Annotated in this window: 19 protein-coding genes and 1 pseudogene; 8 read left to right on the forward strand and 12 right to left on the reverse strand. The window is 44.2% G+C overall.

The window, feature by feature from the left end; translation table 11 throughout:
* Nucleotides 1–149: 149 nt before the first annotated feature.
* From M1E03_RS07415 to M1E03_RS07440, 6 genes are all read left to right on the forward strand, one after another.
* The gene (locus M1E03_RS07415; RefSeq protein WP_026579217.1) at nucleotides 150–1,523 is read left to right on the forward strand and encodes an MFS transporter; all 1,374 of its coding nucleotides are present in this window, start codon (nucleotides 150–152) and stop codon (nucleotides 1,521–1,523) included.
* 52 nt (nucleotides 1,524–1,575) lie between these two features.
* Nucleotides 1,576–3,177: a xylan 1,4-beta-xylosidase gene (gene xynB / locus M1E03_RS07420; RefSeq protein ID WP_020452348.1), complete on the forward strand. Its 1,602-nt coding sequence runs from the start codon at nucleotides 1,576–1,578 to the stop codon at nucleotides 3,175–3,177.
* 391 nt (nucleotides 3,178–3,568) lie between these two features.
* Nucleotides 3,569–4,456: a sulfite exporter TauE/SafE family protein gene (locus M1E03_RS07425; RefSeq protein WP_458110735.1), complete on the forward strand. Its 888-nt coding sequence runs from the start codon at nucleotides 3,569–3,571 to the stop codon at nucleotides 4,454–4,456.
* Between the two features lie 444 nt (nucleotides 4,457–4,900).
* Complete coding sequence (locus tag M1E03_RS07430; RefSeq protein ID WP_020452346.1) at nucleotides 4,901–6,136, forward strand: cytochrome P450 family protein; 1,236 nt, start codon at nucleotides 4,901–4,903, stop codon at nucleotides 6,134–6,136.
* A 405-nt stretch (nucleotides 6,137–6,541) separates the two neighbouring features.
* Entirely contained in the window at nucleotides 6,542–7,369 is an 828-nt protein-coding gene (locus tag M1E03_RS07435) for an alpha/beta hydrolase (RefSeq protein WP_145645242.1), read from the forward strand.
* Nucleotides 7,370–7,631: 262 nt separating this feature from the next.
* Nucleotides 7,632–9,416: an acid phosphatase gene (locus tag M1E03_RS07440; RefSeq protein ID WP_059231432.1), complete on the forward strand. Its 1,785-nt coding sequence runs from the start codon at nucleotides 7,632–7,634 to the stop codon at nucleotides 9,414–9,416.
* 82 nt (nucleotides 9,417–9,498) lie between these two features.
* Here M1E03_RS07440 and M1E03_RS07445 read toward each other — a convergent pair whose 3' ends face one another.
* From M1E03_RS07445 to nikA, 9 genes are all read right to left on the reverse strand, one after another.
* Nucleotides 9,499–10,293, reverse strand: coding sequence for an SDR family NAD(P)-dependent oxidoreductase (locus M1E03_RS07445; RefSeq protein WP_020452343.1), 795 nt, complete (start codon nucleotides 10,291–10,293; stop codon nucleotides 9,499–9,501).
* 17 nt (nucleotides 10,294–10,310) lie between these two features.
* On the reverse strand, nucleotides 10,311–11,318 hold the full coding sequence (locus tag M1E03_RS07450; RefSeq protein WP_023855334.1) for an AraC family transcriptional regulator: 1,008 nt from the start codon (nucleotides 11,316–11,318) through the stop codon (nucleotides 10,311–10,313).
* A 305-nt stretch (nucleotides 11,319–11,623) separates the two neighbouring features.
* Nucleotides 11,624–12,979 carry an MATE family efflux transporter gene (locus M1E03_RS07455; RefSeq protein ID WP_458110736.1) on the reverse strand — a complete coding sequence of 452 codons (1,356 nt, stop codon included), beginning with the start codon at nucleotides 12,977–12,979 and terminating at the stop codon, nucleotides 11,624–11,626.
* Between the two features lie 60 nt (nucleotides 12,980–13,039).
* A complete protein-coding gene (locus M1E03_RS07460) occupies nucleotides 13,040–13,870 on the reverse strand; it encodes a MerR family transcriptional regulator (protein ID WP_023855332.1) in 831 nt (276 codons plus the stop codon).
* Nucleotides 13,871–14,124: 254 nt separating this feature from the next.
* On the reverse strand, nucleotides 14,125–14,943 hold the full coding sequence (nikE, locus tag M1E03_RS07465; RefSeq protein ID WP_105981368.1) for a nickel import ATP-binding protein NikE: 819 nt from the start codon (nucleotides 14,941–14,943) through the stop codon (nucleotides 14,125–14,127).
* 41 nt (nucleotides 14,944–14,984) lie between these two features.
* Nucleotides 14,985–15,803, reverse strand: a complete 819-nt coding sequence (gene nikD, locus M1E03_RS07470; protein ID WP_020452338.1) for a nickel import ATP-binding protein NikD — start codon at nucleotides 15,801–15,803, stop codon at nucleotides 14,985–14,987.
* A gap of 18 nt (nucleotides 15,804–15,821) precedes the next feature.
* Nucleotides 15,822–16,649 (reverse strand): nickel ABC transporter permease subunit NikC, encoded by an 828-nt coding sequence (gene nikC, locus M1E03_RS07475; protein ID WP_023855330.1) that lies wholly within the window; start codon nucleotides 16,647–16,649, stop codon nucleotides 15,822–15,824.
* Nucleotides 16,646–17,590 carry a nickel ABC transporter permease subunit NikB gene (nikB, locus tag M1E03_RS07480; protein WP_035338411.1) on the reverse strand — a complete coding sequence of 315 codons (945 nt, stop codon included), beginning with the start codon at nucleotides 17,588–17,590 and terminating at the stop codon, nucleotides 16,646–16,648. Before nikB ends, nikC begins: the two co-directional genes overlap by 4 nt.
* A 9-nt stretch (nucleotides 17,591–17,599) precedes the next feature.
* The gene (gene nikA, locus M1E03_RS07485) at nucleotides 17,600–19,222 is read right to left on the reverse strand and encodes a nickel ABC transporter substrate-binding protein (RefSeq protein WP_020452335.1); all 1,623 of its coding nucleotides are present in this window, start codon (nucleotides 19,220–19,222) and stop codon (nucleotides 17,600–17,602) included.
* 287 nt (nucleotides 19,223–19,509) lie between these two features.
* Between nikA and M1E03_RS07490 the strand changes: the two genes are divergently transcribed.
* Nucleotides 19,510–20,559, forward strand: coding sequence for an NAD(P)/FAD-dependent oxidoreductase (locus M1E03_RS07490; protein ID WP_458110737.1), 1,050 nt, complete (start codon nucleotides 19,510–19,512; stop codon nucleotides 20,557–20,559).
* 66 nt (nucleotides 20,560–20,625) lie between these two features.
* On the opposite strand, the gene desR is transcribed toward M1E03_RS07490, so the two are convergent.
* The 3 genes and pseudogenes from desR to desA form a co-directional block, all read right to left on the reverse strand.
* A complete protein-coding gene (gene desR, locus M1E03_RS07495) occupies nucleotides 20,626–21,225 on the reverse strand; it encodes a two-component system response regulator DesR (protein WP_020452333.1) in 600 nt (199 codons plus the stop codon).
* Between the two features lie 19 nt (nucleotides 21,226–21,244).
* Nucleotides 21,245–22,358 (reverse strand): annotated as a pseudogene (locus M1E03_RS07500) (sensor histidine kinase).
* A gap of 121 nt (nucleotides 22,359–22,479) precedes the next feature.
* Nucleotides 22,480–23,538 carry a Delta(5) desaturase DesA gene (gene desA / locus M1E03_RS07505; protein WP_021837601.1) on the reverse strand — a complete coding sequence of 353 codons (1,059 nt, stop codon included), beginning with the start codon at nucleotides 23,536–23,538 and terminating at the stop codon, nucleotides 22,480–22,482.
* 279 nt (nucleotides 23,539–23,817) lie between these two features.
* On the opposite strand from desA, the gene M1E03_RS07510 reads away from it, so the two are divergent.
* Entirely contained in the window at nucleotides 23,818–24,165 is a 348-nt protein-coding gene (locus tag M1E03_RS07510) for a winged helix-turn-helix transcriptional regulator (RefSeq protein WP_003183789.1), read from the forward strand.
* Nucleotides 24,166–24,182: the final 17 nt, after the last annotated feature.

Consider the following 24,182-nt stretch of genomic DNA (forward strand, 5'->3'; position numbering starts at 1 on the left):
GACATAAACCTACAATCTAGTATTCGTGGTTGACGAGTGAAGCATCTGTCTCACTTCGGCTGAAAGGCCGCTTGCCAGGTTCTATGTATGCGCTTTCATAAAAACTTATCATAAAGCCGTTTTGAAAGGCTGTGGAGGAGGTAAGAATCATGACGGGTGGACATGTAAACCAAGTTAGTATGTATGAGAAATCCGGTTATGCTTCTGGAGATTTAGCATGTAATTTAATTTACACCACGGTTTCTACATATCTGTTATTTTTCTATACGGATGTTTATGGTTTATCAGCCGCTGCCGCTGGAACAATGTTTCTGATTGTTCGAATCATTGATGCGCTTGCCGATCCTTTTATCGGAACATTAGTAGACCGAACAAACAGCAGATTCGGGAGGTTTAGGCCGTATCTGCTGTTCGGCGCGTTTCCGCTTTCTGTACTTGCCATCCTCTGTTTTACAACCCCTGATTTTTCAGATACCGGAAAATTAATCTACGCTTATATCACGTATGTCGGTTTATCACTCACATATACAGCGATAAATGTTCCATACGGCGCATTAACCTCCGCGATGACGAGAGATAATCAAGAGGTCGTCAGCATTACTTCGGTTCGGATGGTCTTTGCCAATCTTGGCGGACTCATCGTATCTTTTTTTGTTCCTTTACTTTCTACTTATTTAGGTGATACGACAGGAAACACGGCTCTTGGCTGGCAGCTGACGATGAGCATGCTGGGGATAATTGGCGCCTGTCTATTAATCTTTTGTTTTAAAAGTACAAAAGAACGGGTCACTCTGCCAATGTCCGAAGAAAAAATTAAATTTTCCGATCTATTCGAGCAATTCCGGGTGAATCGTCCGTTAGTCGTTTTAAGCATTTTCTTTATCATTATTTTTGGCGTCAACTCGATAAGCAATTCCGTCGGCATCTACTACATGACGTACAATGTAGGCAGAGCCGATCTTGTGAAATGGTACGGCTTGCTTGGAAGCCTTCCTGCATTGGCCATCCTGCCGTTTATACCCCGAATCAATAAGTGGCTGGGAAAGAGAAAGCTATTAAATGCCGCTTTATTATTAAATATCATTGGACTTTTAGCCATTCTCATTGTTCCGCCAAGCAATGTGTTTCTGGTGCTCTTCTTTCGGGTCATTGCCGCAGTTGGAAGCGTGACGGCCGGGGGATATATGTGGGCGCTTATCCCTGAAACAATCGAATATGGCGAATATAAGACTGGGAAACGCTTGAGTGGATTGATTTATGCGATTATCGGCTTCTTTTTCAAGTTTGGCATGGCACTCGGCGGAATCGTTCCAGGACTCATATTGGAGAAGTTCGGCTATGCCGCAGGCCAGGTCCAAACACCTGAAGCGTTGACAGGGATATTATTAACGACAACTGTAGTTCCAGTTATTTTCCTTATATTGGCTATGATCGACATTAATTTTTACAATTTAAGCGATGAAAAATATGCAAAAGTCGTACGTGAATTAGAGAATAGAGATAAAGTGACTTGGACTCTATGAAGAATTTCAGTGGAAATATACATTTTAAAGACAACCGTGAGGAGGAATGAAGATGAAAATTATCAATCCGGTGCTTAAAGGTTTCAACCCGGATCCATCCATATGTAGAGTAGGGGAAGATTATTATATCGCAGTATCCACCTTCGAATGGTTTCCAGGAGTGCAAATCCATCATTCAAAAGATTTGGTGAATTGGCGTTTAATTGCACATCCGTTGCAGAGGGTTTCACAATTGGATATGAAAGGGAATCCCGACTCAGGCGGTGTATGGGCGCCTTGTCTAAGTTACAGTGAAGGAAAGTTTTGGCTTATATATACAGATGTAAAAGTTGTGGATGGAGCCTGGAAAGACTGTCATAACTATTTAGTTACTTGCGAAACCGTCGATGGAGATTGGGGGGAGCCGATTCAACTAAATAGTTCCGGCTTCGATGCTTCATTGTTCCATGATGTCGACGGAAGAAAATATTTGTTAAATATGCTGTGGGATCACCGGATCGGCCGCCATTCATTCGGAGGCATTGTGATGCAGGAATTTTCCGTGCGCGAAAAAAGGCTTATCCATCAACCGAAAATCATTTTTGAAGGCACAGATATTAAACTGACTGAAGCGCCGCACCTTTATCATATCGGGGATTATTACTATTTGTTGACAGCGGAAGGCGGGACCCGTTACGAGCATGCCGCCACAATTGCCCGTTCAAAACATATCGAAGGACCATATGAGATTCACCCCGACAATCCAATTTTAACGTCTTGGCACGAACCTCGGAATCCGTTGCAGAAATGCGGACATGCATCAATTGTGGAAACGCATACAGGTGAGTGGTATTTAGCTCACTTAACCGGGCGTCCTATTCATCCTGCTGATGACTCGGTTATTCACCAAAGAGGATATTGTCCTTTGGGAAGAGAAACCGCGATTCAAAAATTAGAGTGGAAAGACGGCTGGCCTTATGTGGCAGGCGGAAAAGAGGGGAGGGTGGAGGTGGAAGCGCCCCGCATATCTGAAACAAAATTTCCATCGACCTATCAGGAAGTCGATCAATTTGCTGATCGGACATTAAATATGAACTTTCAGACATTGCGGATTCCCTTTACGAAAGAATTAGGATCATTGACTGAAAGGCCGAATCATTTACGTTTATATGGACGTGAATCACTAACCTCCACATTTACCCAGGCGTTTGTAGCCAGGCGTTGGCAAAGCCTCCGTTTTACAGCGGAGACTGCTGTTGATTTCAACCCGGAGACCTTTCAGCAAGCCGCGGGACTCGTGAATTACTACAACACCGAAAACTGGACGGCTCTTCAAGTGACTTATGATGAAGACCTTGGGCGCATTTTGGATGTAACGATATGCGATAATTTTACATTCTCACAGCCGATAAAAGACAAAATTGTCATCCCGCGGGACATACAATATGTTTATTTAAGAGTAAATGTCGAATGGGAAACATATTATTACTCCTATTCTTTTAATAAAAAAGACTGGTATAAAATTGAGATCCCGTTGGAATCTAAAAAACTGTCAGATGATTATGTGCGCGGAGGAGGATTCTTCACCGGAGCTTTTGTGGGAATGCAATGCCAAGATACAAGCGGAGCACATCAACATGCCGATTTTGATTACTTTATGTACAAAGAGCTATGAGTCAACAAAATACCGCTCCCGACAATCGGGAGCGGTTCAAATTTGTTTTCTTCCCTTCCCATTTTAATGCCTCTTTCCTTCCTCGGTTAATTTAAAAGTTGTCATCCTCGCTCGCTTTGGGGTAAGTGAAACGCAAAAGGAGCAGATGCATTATGAACCTTTCAAATTAAACTTCATTACTAAACAATGATTACAGAAGGTGTTCATTAATGAACATCCATAAGACAAAAGACCGGGGGATAGGCGCTCATTTTGCATGCATATGCTCTTTTTTGCTGGTGTCGATGAAAAATACAAAAAATTTATATTTTTCAAATTCCCACTTTACAGGTAGGTATAGTATAGATTATATTTAACAATAAAAATAAACCAATTGAAGTGGGAGGCCAACATGAAAAAGCTGATTGTGTTTGTCTTGATAGGATTATTTGCGCAGCTGATAGATGGCGCCTTAGGGATGGCGTACGGGGTGACATCGTCGTCATTGCTGCTTGCCTTCGGCATCGCACCGGCGGTTGCGTCAGCATCCGTTCACCTGGCGGAAGTCGTCACAACCGCGGCATCCGGTGTGTCGCATATAAAGTTTGGAAACGTTGATAAACAAACGGTCAAACGACTCGTCATCCCGGGATCACTCGGGGCATTTCTCGGCGCTTCCTTTTTAAGCAACATTCCGGGCGAGCTTGCGAAACCTTATATTTCAATATTTCTGCTTGTCCTCGGCGTGTATGTGCTCACTCGATTTCTATTCATGTTTAAAATAGGAGAGCAAAAAAGCGGTATCAGCCTTTCGAGAAAAAAAGCCGTTCCCCTGGGATTAATCGCGGGTTTTGCTGATGCAACCGGAGGGGGAGGCTGGGGGCCGATTGCCACTCCAGTTTTGTTATCCAAAAAAGGCGTCTGTGCGAGAAAAGTAGTGGGTACTGTTGACACAAGCGAGTTTGCTATTGCCGTTTCGGCAACGTTAGGATTTTTCATTTCTCTCGGCTGGGAAGAAGTCAATTGGCTGTGGGTTGGTGCATTGATGATTGGCGGAATTATTGCGGCTCCGATTGCCGCCTGGCTGGTGCAGAAGGTGCATGCCCGATTAATGGGCGTTCTGGTCGGCGGACTGATCATTCTCGTCAACACAAGAACGCTTGTCCATTCGTGGATCAATCAAACAGCATTATATCCGGCTATTTATATTGGAATCATCGCAGTTTGGATATCAGCTATTGTATATATTGTTGTAAAAATAAGAACAAGTGATCAAACTGCTCAAGCATTAAATCAATAATCTTGCGACGGCTTCAGATATCATGAGCGTTTTAAAAAAGATGCGGAAGTCGATAAGCAAGAGAAGGGAAGAACTTCAGGCCGTCAACAAACGAATACATTCCGATCGGACAACCGAAGGGCTCCTGTTAGACTGCCGTTCCTTGAAAAGGAACTGTAAACTAAGAGGACTTTTTATTTTTAAATTTACTTATAGCGAGATCGGCATAGCGCCGGTCTCAACTTGTTTTCATGCCTCTTTTTGCATTCCCCGTCTCATTTCTAAACAATGAATGCGGAAGGTGTTTATTAATGAACATCTCCAGCTTGATTGCCGATTGAATGCGGGTTTTCCTGGAATTATAATATTTGTGAATGAGTGGATGTGAATAGCCTAACGCACTATCGCGGTTTATCATTCCGGTGCAGGCTGTTATTTACAAAAATAGAGATGGAGGTAGGATGTATGTCTTCAAAACAAGAGGAGAGCTTCGCCATATTAACTGAGAGAGAATTGTCTTCTGCGGCATTTAAAGATGAAGCGTACGAATTTTACAAGCGATTACGCGCTTCCCGTCCTGTCTATCCCGTATCGATGGGGGATCTGGGCGAAGGCTGGCTCATTACGAGGTACGAGGATGCGGTCCATATATTAAAGGATGCAAGAATGAAGAAAAATTACGAAAATGTGTTTACTGAAGAAGAATTAGAGAACTTCTCCGCTCTGGAAAATGAAGAACCTTTATCAAAGCATATGCTCAACTCAGATCCCCCCGACCACGGCCGTTTGCGGTCTCTTGTACAGAAAGCATTTACTCCCCGGATGGTTTTACAGCTCGAGAACAGAATCCAAAAAATCGCTGATTCTTTATTGGATCAAGCAGAACCGAATCATTCCATGAATCTTGTAGACGACTTCGCTTTCCCGCTGCCGATCATTGTCATCAGCGAGATGCTTGGTATTCCGCTTGAAGATCGGCAAAAATTCAGAGTTTGGTCCCAGGCGGTTATTGATTTTTCTGACACGCCCGAAAGCCTGGAGGAATACAAGCATAAAATAGGCGAGTTTGCTGAATACCTGGAATATTTGGTTTGCAAAAAAAGGGACGAGCCGGCTGAGGATTTAGTCAGTGCATTAATTCAGGCAGAAAGCGAAGGAACGACATTAAGCATAGAAGAGCTGTATTCGACAATTATGCTCCTTATCGTTGCAGGACATGAGACAACGGTAAACTTAATAACCAATATGACCTTTGCCTTGCTGAACCACCCTGAGCAACTGGAAAAGCTTCATCAAAACGCAGATTTAATCGACTCAGCCATTGAAGAGGCGCTCAGATTTCACAGCCCCGTGGAATTGACCACTCTGCGCTGGGCGGCCGAACCGTTTACATTGCACGGGCAGGAGATGAAGAGAAAAGATGTGATCATCATTTCATTAGCCTCGGCCAACCGCGATGACACGGTCTTCCCGAATGCCGACCGCTTTAATATTGAAAGAAAGGATAACCGCCACCTTGCCTTTGGCTATGGCAGCCATTTTTGCCTGGGCGCACCGCTTGCCCGATTGGAGGCCAAAATTGCCATTCAAACCTTGCTGCGCCGCTTTGAACATATAGAGATCAAAGGCGAAAGGGAGCAGATCAAATGGAAAGGCAATTTTCTGATGAGAGCTTTAGATGAACTGCCATTATCTTTTTAAATGATTGGATTTGCGATCTGTCATTTCGGCCGAAGAAAAAGCATGGGATGTTTTCATCTTGAAAATAGAACATCAGATTATGAGACATTCATCTATTACAAGGTTCATAAAAATCGTACTCCCCGATATGACGGGGAGTACTCCTCTTGCCGGCTTAATCGTCTATTGTTATTCATGTTCGCTTTCACGAATGCCTCCTCTCATATTTTCCTCGCAAGTTTACTGCACAACAGCTTTAACTTTTCTTATTGATTTTAAAATTTGTAAGTTTCTTGTTTCTGTTTATAATTAGAAACATATGCTAATGTTCCGCCGCCTTAAAACTGATTAACAGATGAGCATTCCCGGAATGTTCCGTGAGACGTTTTAAAATATACTGGCTAAAGAAGAAAGGTGTTTTTTAATTTGAGAGGATTCATCAAATGGGCAGGATTGGCGATTCTGTGTATTGGCTTGTTTGCGTGTACTTCCAACAAGAATGCTGAAAATGTTCATTACGCAAAAGACGACAGACAAACATTGGATATTTATACACCGCAAACAAACGAGGATGAAAAACATCCTGTTCTCATCTATCTTCACGGTGGAGGATGGACAAGCGGCGACAAAAGCAGGGCTGCTTCGAAGCCGGCATTGTTCACGGAAAACGGCTATGTTTTCGTATCTGTCAACTATCGGCTTCATCCCGATGTTCAGTATGAAGAGATGGCTGATGATGCGGCTAAGGCCGTTAAATGGGTGATGGATCATGCTGATGAATATCAAATCGATCCGTCAAAAATCAATGTTATGGGACATTCGGCAGGAGGGCACTTGGCCGCCTTAATTGCCGCAAATCCGGCATATTTAAATCGTGTCGGCCTCACGCCGGCCTCGCTCAATTCGATTGTGGTTTTAGATGGACCCTTGGATATGAAACGATTCATCGAAGCGATCCCGTCTTATCAAAAAGTGTTCGGTTCCGACGAAAAGGTATGGACAGAAGCTTCGCCGCTCTCCTACATCAACAACTCAAAATTGCCACCTGCCTATCTTGTGACCCGCTGGGAAGACCCCGCCGTCTACAAATTCGCGGAAATCGTAAACAAAGCGAAAGCAACGGATTTTGTGTATCGGGTCAACAGCTTATCTCACAGTGATTTAAATAAGATGTTCGGCTCACCGGATGCGCCGGCAGAAGCACAGAATCTGACAAAAGCGGTTATGGCGTTTTTAGAGAAGGAAAATAAATAGACTAAACAGGCCGATTTAGCCTCCTATGCACTGGATGAAAATGTATAAACAGCTGTTAAACTAGCAGAGAAAGGCCTGAATTTTAAATCCGGCCTTTCTCACCCCTTGTTACCCTCCTCACTCATAATGCATCAATCTGCAAAATCCCAAAATTTAAACAAAACATTAATAAAATCAAGCCATTTGATTTAACAAATTTACGATACGATCATATAGAACTTGATGGTTGGGAGATTAAGAGCAAGGGGGATATGATGTGAGAATGAAACGATTAAGGATGAGGAAGCATTTACTGATAGCTGTCTGTTCTTTGGCACTTCTTCTAAGTTCTCTGGTTGTAGGCGATGCGAGCGCGGCAACTAAACCAACAACTGCAGCTTCGCCGCAGTCTTCCGGATTTTTCGTAGATCATTACAAAAATAATATCTCTGCTAATATGACGGTGGAATCCAATCCAGTCATCGGGGTGCTTTCCGAATTTAATAAACTTTGGATCCCCGGAAAGACGTGGAATACCGGTACTAAACTGAACAGAAGAGTGTTGGATGCCAACATCCAAAAAGTCGTGGATATTACTGAACACCGCACGATGTTTGAGGAAAATGCTGCATATTTTGATGATCGGAGGGGCCAGAGCTACAGTGTTATTGACGGCCTCGGGAAGCTTGCTGACGTCTATCGAATGAACGCGGGAGCGACGACAACGATCATCAGCATCCCGGCAGATGCCTCGATAAAAAAATATCATGATGAAGGAACCAATTCAGGCAGCACCAGTTCGGAACTTGGACATGTCGTGAGCTTGGTCAATACTTTACGCGGCAACTATTCTTCATCGAATCCGGCTAAAGGCTATTTCAATTATCCCCGTCCGTTTCGCTGGAAAGACAATTCGATCATTGTTCCAACGCTTATTCCCGTCATCAATCCTGATCCGAACAAAGACGGAGGTTTTCCAAGCGGACATACGAACGCCGCATATCTCAGCGCTTTTGCCATGGCCTATGCGATACCAGAGCGTTATCAGGAGCTGCTGACTCGCGCTTCTGAACTCGGTCATAACCGGATTGTTGCCGGTATGCATTCCCCGCTGGACGTCATGGGGGGAAGGGTCATGGCAACAGCGTTGTCAGCTGCGATTCTGTCTGATCCCGACAATGAAAGATTGAAGAAAGCCGCTTATGATGAAGCTCATCGTAAACTATTAACGCAAACCGGGACAGGCGAAGACAGATACAGCGATTATGAAACGAATAAAAAACAATATACGGAACGATTGACATATGGATTTCGTCAAATGAAGACAACCGCTAAACCAATGGCAGTTCCAAAGGGAGCCGAAGTCCTGCTGGAAACGCGTTTTCCTTACCTTGACAAAAAGCAGCGCCGTTTGATTTTAGCAACTACCGGTCTTCCGGCCGGCTATCCTGTTCTTGATGATGCGGAAGGATGGGGAAGGCTTAATCTCTTTTCCGCCGCAGATGGGTATGGTGCTTTTACCAAAGATGTTACCGTGAAGATGGATGCTGCCAAAGGCGGCTTCCAAGCAACGGATCGCTGGCGCAACGACATCTCCGGCGCTGGAAAGCTGACCAAAAAGGGGACAGGCACTTTGAAGCTGGAAGGGAAAAATACATATTCCGGCGGTACACGGATTGATCAAGGGACGCTTGAGGGCGGTTCGGAGACAGCTTTCGGGAGAGGTGATGTTTCACTGGGAAGGGGCACCCTTAGGGAAGATGTGCCGGGAAAACTGATGATCGGGGGAGACTACAAACAATCTGCTGAAGGAATACTTGAACTTCATCTCAGCGGAAAAAAAGATCAGTTGAAAATTAAAGGAAAAGCAAGATTAAAGGGGACATTACGTCTCAATTTTATAGACAATTACATTCCGGCTGATGGATCGGCGGTCATAACCTTCCGCAAGCGTCATGGCTCATTTTCTTCCGTCGAAACCAGAGGATTGCCAAGCAAATATAAAGTGAAGATCATCTATAAGTCCAACAGTATTCAGTTGAAAGTTGATCAAAAGGGGAGAAGCTGATCTTCATCAAAAGCTGCAAGCTGACGCTTACTGTCGCCAGCTTGTTTTTCGTTTTGACGAAGTCTATTTTGAACAGGAGATCTTAAAAAATAGTCGGCACCATTCCTCCGTCCATACGGATCGGAGACCCTTTAAATGCGGATGCATAAGGACTGCATACAAATGCCGCCAGTCTGCCGATTTCAATAGGTTTGATAAATCGCTGTATTTCGGATTGAGGCAGGTTTGTGGTCATAAATTTCTTCTCTTTTTCTGAAAAAGTCATTCCTTCATCAGGGTACATTCCCTCAATGATTTGCTTCACATTCTCAGAGAGCGTCGGCCCCGGCATGATCGTATTAACTGTCACTTCTGTTCCGATTGTTAATTTTGATAAGCTTTTTGACAATGATAATAGCATTGATTTTGTCATACAATACTGAGGCATCTGTCCTGAAGGCATCATCGCTTCTTCACTTGCAATAAAGATGATGCGGCCAAAATCACTTTTCAGCATTTTAGGCAAATAAAATTTAGTTAAACCGTTTGCAGCCAGAACGTTGGTGCGGAAGTATTTTTCCCATATTTCATCGTCAACGTCCTCATATTCCATGATTTCATAAATGCCCATATTGTTTATTAAAATATCGATTTGAGGGTATTTTTTAAATAAAGCTTCCCTTTGCCTAATATCCACGATGTCAGCCGCGGCGTTTTGGGGAGAGGTGGCAGGAAAAGCTGATTTTATTTCATTGACTGTTCGTTCTGCCTCTTCCTCATTTCGTCCGTTAATGAGGACATGAACACCTTCTTTGGCAAGTTCAATAGCGATGGCTTTTCCTATCCCTTTCGTCGATCCTGTAACTAAAGCTGTTTTGTTCTTTAATCCCATATCCATCAAACATTTCTCCTATTCTAGTTAAGTCCATTCAGCCGGGTTTGCTTACGCCAATTAGAAGGTGTCTCGCCTTCCCAGAGGCGGAAGGCCCGGTAGAACGAGTTCTGATCTTCATATCCGATCAGAAAGGCCACTTCTTTAATATCGAGCGAAGGGTCTGCCAAGTACTCCCGCGCCTGCTCATGTCTGACTTGGATCAACAGCTGTTTGAAGCTAGTGCCTTCATCAGTAAGCCGGCGCTGCAAGGTGCGGCCGCTCATTCCCAATTCGCCCGCGACAGTCTGAATGTCTGGGTGCCCTCCTGTGAGCGTGCGTTTCATGATCCACTTGACCACTTCAGTGATTGAAAGGCTATTTTGCTGATCATTCAACGATTGATCCAGCACGGGAGTCAGAATCTCCAGCAACTCTGCATTATACGAGACAAAGGGGCGGTCCAGATCTCCTCGATGCAGCGTCAGCCGATTCCGATCTGCACCGCTCCGGATACGGCAGCCGAAGTATGCTTCAAGCGCCTGCATGTCGCCCATTGGGTGTGCAAACTCGACCGACTTCGCTGTCAACGGCTGACCTGTACCCCGGCGCCCGAGTTCCAGAAGAAATGCCAGTGTAATGCCAATCAAGAGCGGCGGACCGGGTTGCTTATCATCCAACCATTCCAGTTCGATTGTGCAGTGCTCACTTTCCTCGGTGATACGCAAGCTTTCGGGAGGGCACAATTGTTTATAGCGGGCCATTCGCTTTAGCGCGTCGCGGTAGTCACGAGCATGGTAAGCCGCTAATACGGCTGGAGGGTAATGTGCCGGCTCAAAGCCGGTCGCAAGCTTGATGATTCCTTTGGAAACATCATCAACGAGATCGGAATACGCCTGCCAGATCGCGAGGTATTGGGCGGCGGTGACAACTGGTTCAGTCATCATGGTGAGCGGCAGCTGGGCTTTTCGGAGCACGTCAGAGGCGTTAATTCCTAAGTGACGCAATCCCGCCCAAAACCCTGCCGGGAATTTAATTCGATTATGAGACATCATACGTATGAGCACTCCTTTAACTTTCTGCACCTTCGCTCACTTGGTCGTCATTCCATCCTGCCTTATTGGCGGGACAGTTATAACTTTACCTATCCATTGTCGGACTGTAACTAGCAAAGGACGACATTTAACTTGCCGATTACGCCGAACGTGTTAGCGTACGAAGACTGTGACAGGCAGGCGCCTGTATTCTATCATTACCTTCAAATAGGAGGGACAAGTATTATTGTTTGAATCTTCAATTGATGTATGCAGTCCTTAGATATAGGAAACAAGCCGGGAGGAAACTCCCGGCTGTAAAATCATCCCTTGCCAAACACGGGATTTCCTGTTTTCATCACATGTTTTCTCGTCATGAAAAAGAGGAGGGCGGCGACAAAAAACTCGGAAAGCGGCAAGGATAGCCAAACTCCCGTGACGCCAATAAACTTAGGCAAAATCCAAAGCAGGATGAGAAGGGACACGAAGCTTCGCAATATGATGATCAAAGCCGATGAGCCGGCCCGGCCAATGGATTGAAAGTAACTCATATAGACAAAGTTATAGCCAAGGAAGATATACCCGATAAAAAATAGGCGGATTCCATCGATGGCCAGCTCCTGGATTTCGGTTGATTCTATTCCGAATAAACCTACAAGGAACGGTGCAGCCACCCAACCGATAACGAGCAAAAGAATTCCCAGGATAACAGCGGTCTTCTCCCCAATCTTCATGCTGCTTTTGATTCGTTCGCTTTCTTCAGCACCATGATAATAGCTGATCATTGGCTGAAGCGCCATTTCAATGCCGAAGAAGGACAGGAACATAAACCCGTGAAGGTAGTTGATGACCGAGAAGGCAGCGACTCCTCCCGTGCCTGCCAGTCCGGACATCGCCAGGTTATACCCTGTTACAAATATGAGGAGCCCGGCCTCCGCCAGAAAACTTGGAAACCCGATGGCAAAGATGTGCAGAAGGGATTTCCGGGACCACTGAAACGCCAGCTTTCTCAGTTGCGCTTGACGGTTAAAGAAGTGCAGGGATAATACAAGCAGTCCGGCGAATCCGCCAAGCACCGTTGAAATCGCAGCACCTGTTACCCCCATGTTCAAAATCATGATTGTATAAAAATTCAGAATGATATTCACAATCGATGTTGTTGCAAGAGCTATCATCGAAAGCTTTGGACTGCCGTCATTCCTTACAAAAATACTTAAGAACTGTTCTAATGCGATGACCCAGCCGAATAAAAACATGACGTTTAAGTACTCTATGACGTAAGAAGAGGTGTCGGAGTTAGCGCCAAGCCATAGGGAAATGGCTTGAATATTAAAAAGCCCGAACACCCCTAAAAGCGCACTGATGATTAGTGTAGAGAAGAGAGCCAGAGAAAAAACGCTGCTTGCCTTTTGTGGACGATTCTCCCCGATGCTGATAGAGTACTTCGTTGCTCCGCCTATCCCAACCCACAGAGCGATGGCCATAATCAAAGAAATGACCGGATAGGAAAGGTTCACTCCAGCCAGTGCTGCGGTTCCAATCCCATTTCCAACGAATAGGCCATCAATTAAAATATTCGCTGACATCAAGAGTAATCCAAGCGTTGCAGGGATGAAATATTTAAAAAACACTTGATTAACTGGTAATTTCATTAGCTGCTGATGTGTTTCTGTCATCATGTATTCCTCCTATAATGAGCTACAGGAGTATTCTAAACCTTCAAGTTACTTGAAGGTCAATCAAAACTTTGTCACCGGAATTTGGATTAAAGTGACAAAATGATCGGACTCCTTGATGACAGCCTCATCAAGAACGGAAATCTCAACGGGGATTCCTTCAAGTTTATATCCTTCCTCTTTCAGCTGACGTAAAACAAGCTGATAACTTTTTCTCATGTCCTCGTAGGGGCCAATATGAGGATAGCTTGCATACAAACCTTCGTTTAAATATTCATTGCTGTTTTCGCCGTGCAGCAATTCAAATAAGCCGATGTATTTTACAGGTCCTTCTTGCTTCAAGCTTTCCATATCCACGATCGTTCCGATGTCTCCGGTGAAGAAGCCGTTATTCTCGATCGACTGGCTCGAAAGCGTTTCTCTATCCTTTAAATAGATGTCGTCGCCTTCCTCTATCAGATCAACAGGTTTGTCAAAATACAGATAGGAAACAGGCCGTTTTGGGAAATACTGAAATGTTAAAGCAGGATGACCGGCAAGTTTTATTCCTTCTTCGATTGTGGAAATTTTGTTTTCGATCCTCGCCGCACTGCGTTGGAGCCGGCAAATTTCCATCCTCACTTCCTCAAGCTTCTTCTTCAAAATATCCATCGTCGTTTCCGGAGTCCTTTTATCTAACTGATGCTGAATGTCTTTTAACGAAAATCCATTTTTCCTTAAAAAAATAATGGTATCCAGAACCTGAAATTGTTCAACACCATAATATCGATAGGATGTTTCAGGGTCAGTATACTTTGGCTTGAACAGTCCGATTTCATCATAGTAACGCAGAGTCGATGCGGGCAGCTTGAAAAGCCGTGCTACTTCTCCCACGCGGAATCGATTATTCACCATTTTTCACCTCATTTGTTGGTATGTGAACTTTTTTTAGGGTTATCGGATGTATATCTTAAGCCTACTATTGACATTAGGTGAAAATGCATGCCTGGTCAACAAGGAACCGCAGCCTCTAAAAGGGGCATTACGCCAAATGATAGATTTTCAAAAATAAATGAGGGCTTCATGATTGGAAGCCCTCATTTATTTTTCACAAACGTGAATTAAAGAAGCTCATTTCAGAGAAAAGGTTTGAATTGGTCCCGGCAAGTTTATTGCTGAAGCGCTCTTGTTCCGATCGAACGAAATCGCGGATGCTCTGCCAGTATGGAACGCTTCATTTCTTTTACAACCGGGTGATCTGACTTTAAAAACCGATCTTTCTCGTAAAGCCCGGTCAATTGGCCGTGATCTAAAATACCTAGTGTATCACTTAATTGATAGGCGGCTTTTAAATCATGCGTTATAAAGAAATACGACATTCCAAAATCGTTTTTGAGCTCTTTTAATAAATCCAATATAAGCGTTTGGGTTACCATGTCCAGGCTGCTGACAGACTCGTCCAATACGATCAGCTTCGGCTTGAGCGAGACTGCTCTTGCAATATTAATTCGCTGCAATTGGCCGCCGCTGAATTGATGCGGATATTTTGTTAAATCCTCTTCAGTTAAGCCTACTCTTTCCAACAGCTCGATAATGGTCCGTTTTTGCTCGGCGATTGTGAGCCTTTCATAGTTTTCCAGCGGTTCTGCTATGATTTGTTCCGCCGTCATTCGCGGGTTGACGGAAGAATATGAGTCTTGAAAAACAGCTTGAAGGTCGCGGCGGATTTTCCGCCGGATGGATTGCTCGGCTTTATATAGATCATGACCTTGAAAAAATATTTGGCCTGATTGCGGCCGTTCCAAACCGAGCATCACTTTTCCCAATGTGCTTTTCCCGGCTCCGCTTGGTCCAAACATGCCCAGACATGCGCCTTCTTCAATTGAAAAGCTGACATTGGAAAGGACTTGTTTCGATGGAGCTTTCCATTTGAACAATTTGCGCGCCGTATAATGATGAGTGACGTCTTTCACTTGTAATAAACTCACTTGTTCACCCCATATCAAATGCAGGTCTTCTTCATACTGACTCAAGTGGCAAGTTGATCCATTGGCAAAGTCAACCGTGCACTTAACAGCTTCTTTGTATAGTCATGTTTTGGTTCATCAAACAGCTGAAACACATCTCCATTTTCTACAATTCTCCCATTCTGCATCACAGCGACTTCATCGGCCATTTCAGCAATGACGCCCAGATCATGAGATATAAGCAAAATCGCCGTGCCGAATTCAGATCGCAAGCCGTCTAAATATTTCAGCACCGTCTTCTGATTAAACACGTCGAGCGCAGTTGTGGGTTCATCCGCAATAAGAACGGCCGGCTCCAGGCATGCTGCAATTGCAATCATGACCCGTTGAAGCATTCCGCCGCTTAATTGAAAAGGGTAAGAATGCAAAAGTTTAGCGGGGTGGGGGAGGTTTACATGATGCAGTGCTTCGGTCGCGAGCTCTTTCGCCTGTTTTTTGCTAAAAGATGTATGAGAGCGAATCGATTCGATCATTTGCTGGCCGATCGTAAAAACGGGTGTAAAAGCGTTCATCGGATTCTGCATAATATAGGCTATATCTTTGCCGCGGATTTTACGCATGTCCTGTTCTGCTAATCCGTTCAATTCCCGGCCCCGCAATGCAATACTTCCTTCCACCTTGGTTGTTTTTGGATCAAGCGTCTGAAGAATAGACATGCTCGTTACCGTTTTTCCGCAACCGCTCTCACCAATTAAACCAAGAACCTGTCCGCGCTTCAGTTCAAAATTAATCCCTTGAACGATAGTTGAATTTCCTTTTTGATTGTGAACCTGTACATGCAAATCTCTGACTTGAAGTACAGTTGATTGTTCTGTTCCCAACTTCCTCATTCCTTTTTATCATCGACGTTTGACGCCGTATTGATCTGATAAGGCTTCGCCCAATAAATTGAACGTCACAACGACAACCATGATCATCAGCCCTGGATAAATCATTAACTCGGGGTTCGTCCGAATATACGATTTACCTTCATGAATCATCGCTCCCCACTCAGCTGCCGGGGGCTGGACGCCTAATCCGAGAAAAGACATGGCGGAGATATCCATAATGGCCCAGCCCATTTCCAACGTGCCGATGACGACGAGGGGAGGGAGGACATTAGGGATAATATGCTGTTTAATAATTTTCCATTGTGAAGATCCATTGATTTTTGCCGCCGCAATAAAATTCTCCTCTTTCAGGCTAAGCACCATTCCTCTAAAAATTCTTGCATAATAGACCCATTGCACAAGCATGAGGGCCACAATGACTTGAGGAAGTCCAGGACCGAATATGCCCACGAGGCCAAGAACTAAAATTAAGTTCGGAAAGGCCATCACACCATCGCAGCATCTCATTAACAGCTGATCAATCCAGCCGCCTTTATACCCTGAGATCGTCCCGATTATGAGGCCGATAACGAGTGAGGAAATGAAAATGAGCATCGCGAATCCAAGAGAAATCCGGGCGCCGTACAAAAGGCGGGATAAGTTGCATCTTCCCAGATGATCAGTTCCTAAAGGAAACGTCCAGGACGGAGGCTGCAGCTTATAGACCAAATGGACATCAGCAGGGTGATGCGGCGCAATCCAAGGGGCGAATACAGCGATGATAAAAAGGACGGTTAATATGATGGTGCAGATTGCGATCACTTTTGGGCCTTTGAAAATCTTGCGTATACTTATCATCGATGCTGTCCTTCTTTCCTTGAAATGCGCGGGTCAATATACATTTGAATGAGGTCAACAATTAAGTTGCTCAATATAAAAAAGGCGGCGGCTAAGAACACATAGCATTGAATGACAGGGATGTCCCGATTGAAAATGGCCTCAATAAAATAACGGCCAAAGCCCGGCCAAGAAAAAACGACTTCAACAATAATTGTGCCGGTGAGCAGCTTGCCAAGGTTCATTCCCAGCCCCGTAATCATCGGAGAAATGGCCATTCGCAATACATGTTTGGCCATAATGTTCATCCTCGTCATTCCTCTTATGCGAGCAAATTGCACATAGGGTTCTTGCAGGTTTTCGATGACACTTGCACGGAGCAGCCTTGTATACATCGCGATTAAAGGAAGCGCCAAAGTCATCGACGGCAGTACAAGATGCTGCCATGTCCCGATTCCCTCTACCGGCAAAAGGTCTAACTGAACAGAAAAGAAAAAAACCAGCATATACCCTAACCAAAAAGTCGGGATGGATGCTCCGAAAAAGGAAATGAAGCGGCTGATATGATCAACTGCACCGTTTCTTTTAATTCCCGCTAAGAAGCCTAGCGGCACACTGACAAGCACCGCAATCATTAAACTCCCAAGCGCGAGCTCGATCGTCGCCGGCATTCGGTGTGCAACTTCATCCCAAACCGGCTGATTCGAAACATAAGATATGCCAAAATCAAGTTGGCATATCTTCAATACAGAGTTTACATATTGAATAAAGAATGGCTGATCCAAGCCAAACTCATGTCTTTTTTGCGCTAAAATTTCATCGGTTGGCTGGATATGTGCTGCAGCTAAGTATGCTTCAGCTGGGTCAACCGGTGAGAGATGAATCATTCCAGTTGTGAGAAGTGCAGCTAAAAGAAACACTGGAATAATAGACATGATTCGTTTCAATATATAGTTGCCCATAAAAGCCTCCTAGTGTTGCTGCTTGATGCGAATCCCTGTAAATGGATGTTCGTCACGATTGGCAGGGAACGTAAAGTTGCTGATATTCTTTTGATATATCGCCGTCTTTTTAATATAAGAAACAGGAACGATGGCTCCCTGGTCTTGAAGGGATTTTAAAATAGATGAGTAAAGCTCCTGCCGCTCTTTTTCATCAGTCGTTTGAGGTACCTTTGCCATCTGCTTGATCAGCTCGTCCTTGTTTGGATAGGCTGAAATCGCTTCATTAAATCCGAATCCTTTGGAGGAGACAATGTTTAAAAATGTGTGCGGGTCATAAGGCGCACCATAGTTGCTAAAGAAGTTCATATCAAACTCATTCGCTTTAAACCGTTTGACTTGGGTTGCCAATTCTACACCTTCAAGATTCAGCTTTACCCCGATCGCCGCCCATTCTGCCTGCAGCGTTTCGGCCATTGTTTTTTGAATGGATTCCGCTGAATCATACATTAAACTAAATTCAAGAGGCTTTCCGTCTTTCTCGCGCACCGTCTTGCCATTCGGAAGCTTCCAGCCTGCCGCATCTAATAGCGCTTTTGCTTTCTCTGGATCATAGTTGATTTGCTTTACATCAATATCAGACGTGTATGGGAAGTCTGTCGGCAAAATATGATCTGCTTTTTCTTCTAACCCGGAGGTGATGCCTTTTACCAAGGCTTCTTTGTCAAAACCATAGTGGAGGGCTTGACGCACGCGCTCATCAGAGAGCTGTTCTTTTTTCGTATTCATGACAAGCTGTCTCGTCGCCACCGGTTCAGAAAGGCTTGTTTCATATTGGCCTGTCGCTTGCAGCTGCTTGAATGCATCCAAACTGATAACGCCTTCGCCGTAAATGAGGTCAAGCTCGCCTTTTTCAAATGCAAGCACCCTTGTTTCGGCGTCCGGGATGACTTTCACCTTGATTTTCTCGACTTTTGGCTTTTCACCCCAATAATGTTCATTGCGTTTAAAAACCGCATATTCATCAGCTTTATGCTCTTCCAATACCCACGGGCCCGTACCTACCGGTTTTGCGACACCCTTTGATGTATCGCCGTCCTTAGGGAAGCCGGCTTCTCCCAAAAACCGGACCGGCCGTACTACGGCTAGTTCCTGAATGGTCGGGTAATATGGTTCAGTTAATGTCAATTTAAATGTATGATCATCGATTACTTCTGTTTGGGCTATTTTTGAAAGAAACCCTAACCAGCTGTGTAATTCAGTATGTTTTAAAATGGAATCAAAATTCTTCTTCACAATTTTTGCATTAAACGTTGTCCCATCTGAAAATTTTACATTCTTACGCAAATGAAACGTATATACTTTACCGTCATTTGATATATCCCAAGATTCGGCTAAATGCGGTTTAAGCTTTCCTCCCGCTTCATAGGTAACCAAAGGTTCATATACCATCGACTGGGCAAATAATTGGGAAGGATTATACACATGCGGATTCATCTCGCCAATATCTCTAGGCCAAGCCATTGTGACCATGTTTTCATGCGTTTTCTCTGTTGAATTTCCTGAGGTTGTACATCCGGCCAATAAAATAGAAAAGGCGAGCATTAATACAAAAGTAATTTTAATTTTCGAACTAATCCTTCCGCTTATCATGCTTTGTTTCCTCCTAAATGAAGTTGATAATCATTTTCATTCTATGCAGGAAGCATACCCTTGTCAATGTAAGATATAGGAACTGCTTACATGCTGCGGAATGGGAAAGCGGCGGCATCCCGTGAAGAACGAGCGCAAAGAGGGAGAGGCGAAAATGAAGTGGCGAAGAATGAACTTTTTATTAAAATGGATTGTAAAAACGAAGCAATCAAAGTACACTTAATGATAATGATAATCATTTACGATTGAGGGTGTAAACTCATGACATATACCGGGAGTGAAGAGCGATGAGCAGAAATGAAGTGTTTGATGTGACCGTGATCGGCGGAGGTCCGGCCGGTTTATATTCCGCCTTTTACAGCGGACTGCGGGGAATGAAAACGAAGATTATCGAATATCAGCCGATGCTGGGCGGAAAGGTTCACGTATATCCTGAAAAAATGATCTGGGATGTCGGGGGGCTAACGCCGATTTCCGGAGCCAGGCTGATAGAACAGATCGTGCAGCAGGGGCTAACATTTCATCCTGAAGTGCTGCTGAATGAGAAAGTTGAATCGATTGCCCGCAATGAAGAAGGGTTGTTTGAGTTACATACGGCTGCCTCAGGGGTGCATCTGTCCAAGACGGTCATCGTTGCCGTGGGCGGTGGCATCCTCAATCCGCAAAAGCTTCAGATTGAAGGAGCAGAGCGCTTTGAAGTGTCCAATCTGAATTATACGGTCAAATCGCTGCAGCATTTTAAAGATAAAACGGTCATTGTATCAGGCGGCGGCAATTCGGCTGTCGATTGGGCCAACGAGCTCGAACCTGTAGCGAAAAAGGTCTACCTCGCTTACCGCAAAGATGCGCTCAGCGGGCATGAGGCCCAGGTGGATCAGCTGCTGAACAGCTCGGTGAGCTGCTTCTTCCATACACAGATTACCAAGCTGATCGCTTCGGAAGATCATGAGGTGATCGAACGGGTCGAGCTCACGAACGCTCAAACCGGTGAGGTGATGGAGCTGCCTGTCGACGAAGTGGTTATCAACCACGGCTATAAACGCGACACCTCACTGTTGGAGAACAGCCGGCTTCATATTACCAGGGTTGATGACTATTATATTAAAGGTACCGCCAACTGCCAGTCTTCCGTGCCCGGACTGTATGCGGCAGGGGATATTGTGCATTATGAAGGCAAGCTGCACTTGATCGCCGGAGCGTTTCAGGATGCGGCAAACGCGGTCAACAGCGCCAAGCGCTTTATCGATCCCGAAGCACACAAGAGTGCGATGGTGTCGTCACATAATGAGGTTTTCAAAGAGCGCAACCGCGAGCTTGTGAAGAAGATGTTCGTGTAGAAAAGGACCGCCGTGGGAGCGGCTGATTCGTCGAGGGGATCTTGGAGATATGCCAAGATTCTCTTTTTATTTAAACCAGCCTTTTTCCTTTGAACGGGTAATGGCTTCGATCCGATTTTTGACCTCAAGCTTTTCAAGAATCATTGAGATATAATTTCGCACGGTTCCGCTTTTGATGCTGAGTTCTTGGGCGATTTCTTTTGTGTTTTTTCCGTCAGCCACAAGTTCGAGCACTTCTTTTTCTCTATCTGTGAGGGGATTGGCTTCACTGTACATGTCTTCCATCAATTCAGGCGCATAGATCCGCTTTCCTTTCATGACGCTGCGGATGGCGCTCACAAGCTCTTCGCTTGGGCTGTCCTTTAACAAATAGCCTTTAACACCTGCTTTAATGGCCCGCTGAAAGTAACCGGGGCGGGCAAAAGTGGTTAAGATAATAATGTTGCAGCCTGTATCCTTTAGTTCCTCAGCAGCTTCAAGCCCCGTTTTTCCCGGCATTTCAATGTCCATAATGCATACATCAGGCCGATGTTTTTTTGTGAAATCAACGGCATCCTGTCCGGTTGTGCCTTTGCCGACGACTTCCATATCATCTTCTAAATTCAGTAGTGATCCTAAAGCGCCCAAGAGCATCTGTTGATCTTCCGCAATAAATATACTAATCATGCAAGCCATCCTTTTTTGTTTATTTTGAGTTATTAGGAATTGACATGGTAAGCTTGGTACCGTTTTTTGTATCAATGTGAAGGCTTCCGTTTGCAAATTCAAGCCGTTCTCTCATGCCAAGCAAGCCGTGTCCTTTTGAAAAGTACTTCTCTTCACCTTGAAACGTTCCATCGTCAGTCACTGTAATGACAACTTCCTTCCAGAGCTGCTGGATGTCAATGCGGCAGGTTTTAGCCTGACTGTGTTTGACGACATTAGTGACAGCTTCCTTTAAGCACATGCTCAATATGTTTTCATTAAGCAATGAGATATTTTCCGGCAATTTTTCTTCTTCATAGATGAACGCAATGTCGGCTGCTTCAAGAATTTGTTTGATGTTGACAATTTCATCCTTGAGCCGGATGCCTTTCATGGAGGATACAATTTTTCTGACTTCATTTAAAGAAGTTCTCGCAGTTTGCTGAACGCTTTTCAGTTCACGCGCGGCTTGATCGGGATCTTTGTAAATTAATTTTCTCGCCAAGTCGCTTTTTAAACCGATCAGAGACAGCTTTTGTCCAAGTGTATCGTGAAGGTCGCGGGCAATCCGCTGCCGCTCTTCTAATTTTACCAAATTGGCAATCCGTTCATTAGCATACTCGAGTTTTTCTTCGAGGCGTTCGCGCTCCTTGCGGTTTCTGATACTGAACGGCAATAAAATCGCGCTGATGAGAGTGATGACCACAAAAGGAATTTGTGTCAGAAAAAATTCTTTTTTTAACACGAGACTGAAGTTGGCAGCGACGGCTGCGCTTATTAAATGAACGTAATATAAAATGTGAAAAGGGGCTCGTTTTTTTTATGTTCCCTATAAAATACGCGATAAAAAAAGCAAAATAAATATAGCTGAACAGCATAATCGAGGCGGTTGAAATGCCGATTAATATAAACGCCCACAAATAAATGTCCCAGCCTTTTGAAACAAAAGCAAATCTGTATACCGCAAAAAATAAAAGTGTCAAAATGATGCCGACGACGATGACAAGGGTAGATGATGATTGCATGATAAAGTAGAAGGGCAGGATGAAAAATATCGTCCATATATACGGCGAGATCCCGTTAAGTTTTTGAAATGCAAAATGCTTTTTGAACATGATATAACCTCGTTTTCAGCTTTTCATCTTTAGAGTAACTTTACCATTGCCTGAGCCGGATTGCATCATCCGACAATAAATAAGGAAGCCTTCTTGTTGATATAAGAAGACCTCCTCATCGTCAGGCGTTCTTTCGCAGCTTCTGTTTTTCCGTTGAATCCTGCGGAAGAGGGGAAGATGTTTGTTTCATGTCCCGAAAGGTTACAAACTGCTTTTTTTCTTCATCCCAAAGCCGGAACGCGAGTGATTGCAGGCTTGTTTTTAAAGTGATGGTCGGGACGTTTTTTAGTGGTTCGTGCTGCTCATGTGCGATTTCAAGTTTATAGTTAGGCACCTTTGGGCTCAGATGGTGAACGTGGTGGTACCCGATATTGCCTGTAAGCCATTGAAGCAGTTTCGGTAGTTTATAAAATGAACTTCCTTCCACAGCGGCCTGAACGTAGCTCCAGTTTTCATCCGCTTCAAAATAAGAATCTTCAAATGTATGCTGAACATAAAACAGCCAGACGCCGATTGAACCTGAGATCAGAAAGATCGGACCCTGTACGAGCAAGAACGATTGCCAGCCAAAGATCAGGCAGCAGACAGCAGCCAATGCCGCGATTGCAAGGTTGGTAAGATATGTGTTCACACGTTCCTTTCGTCTTGCACCTTTTTTGTTAAAGCGGTTTGTGATCAGAAAGACATAAATCGGTCCGAGAATAAACATGATAAACGGATTTCTGTAAAGTCTGTATGCGATTTTTGTGCGTAGAGGTGCGGCTTTATATTCGTTTACCGTCAGCAGCCAGATATCGCCTGTTCCGCGTTTATCCAGGTTGCTGCTTGTCGCATGATGAATCGAATGGCTGTGCTGCCATTGAAGATAAGGAAATAAAGTCAGAACGCCTGTCAAAAAGCCGAGAATGTGGTTAAGGCGCTTTTGTTTGAAAAAGGATAGATGGCAGCAGTCGTGAAAAATAATGAAAATTCTCGTCAAAAACCCTGCGGCAATCACCGTTATTCCTAATGTAAGGAGGTAGGAGACATCGAGGCTGAGGTAGGCAAGAAACCACAGTCCGAAGAAAGGAATAAACGTATTGAAGAGCTGAATCAGACTGTTTTTGGTATCAGGCTGGGCAAATGCAGCAACCTGTTTTGTTAACTGTTTTTGTTTGTGTGTGGTGGTTTGTTCAGTCATAGTAAAGTTATCCTCTCATAAATGGGTCTTAAGTTAAGTTTACGGTACAGAGAGATGTCTTTGTAGTAGCACACATCATGCTTCATACATGACACTTGTCATGTTTCCTTCACTCGAATGGATAAGAAGATTGACAATGTCATGATGGGCAAATCCGCATGATGATATGGTGAATAATGGAATCTGCAAAAACGCGATGATTGATTAGTTAAACAAAGTTCTTTTACAATGATGTGATAGATGTTCATTGTTTAGTCATTTCATAAGGGGAGAATTCATATGTCACGAATGGAAAATAAAACATTTAATTGTGAGAAGGAGCTGACGCTCAACATTATCGGCGGTAAGTGGAAAATGCTGATTTTGTGGTTTTTAGGAAAAGAAGGTACGAAAAGGTTCGGAGAATTAAAAGCTTTGATGCCCGGCATTACGCAAAGAATGCTGGTGAATCAGCTGCGTGAATTAGAAGAGGATCATATTGTACATAGGGAAGTATATCCGGTTGTCCCCCCAAAAGTTGAATATTCCCTAACGAAACAAGGAGAAAGTTTAATGCCTATATTAGAGGCGATGTATGAATGGGGTAAAAATTATATAGAAACGAACTTTTCAAAAGATGATGAATAGAATGGTTGACTTTAAGA

Source organism: Bacillus sp. PK6-013, assembly GCF_054161445.1.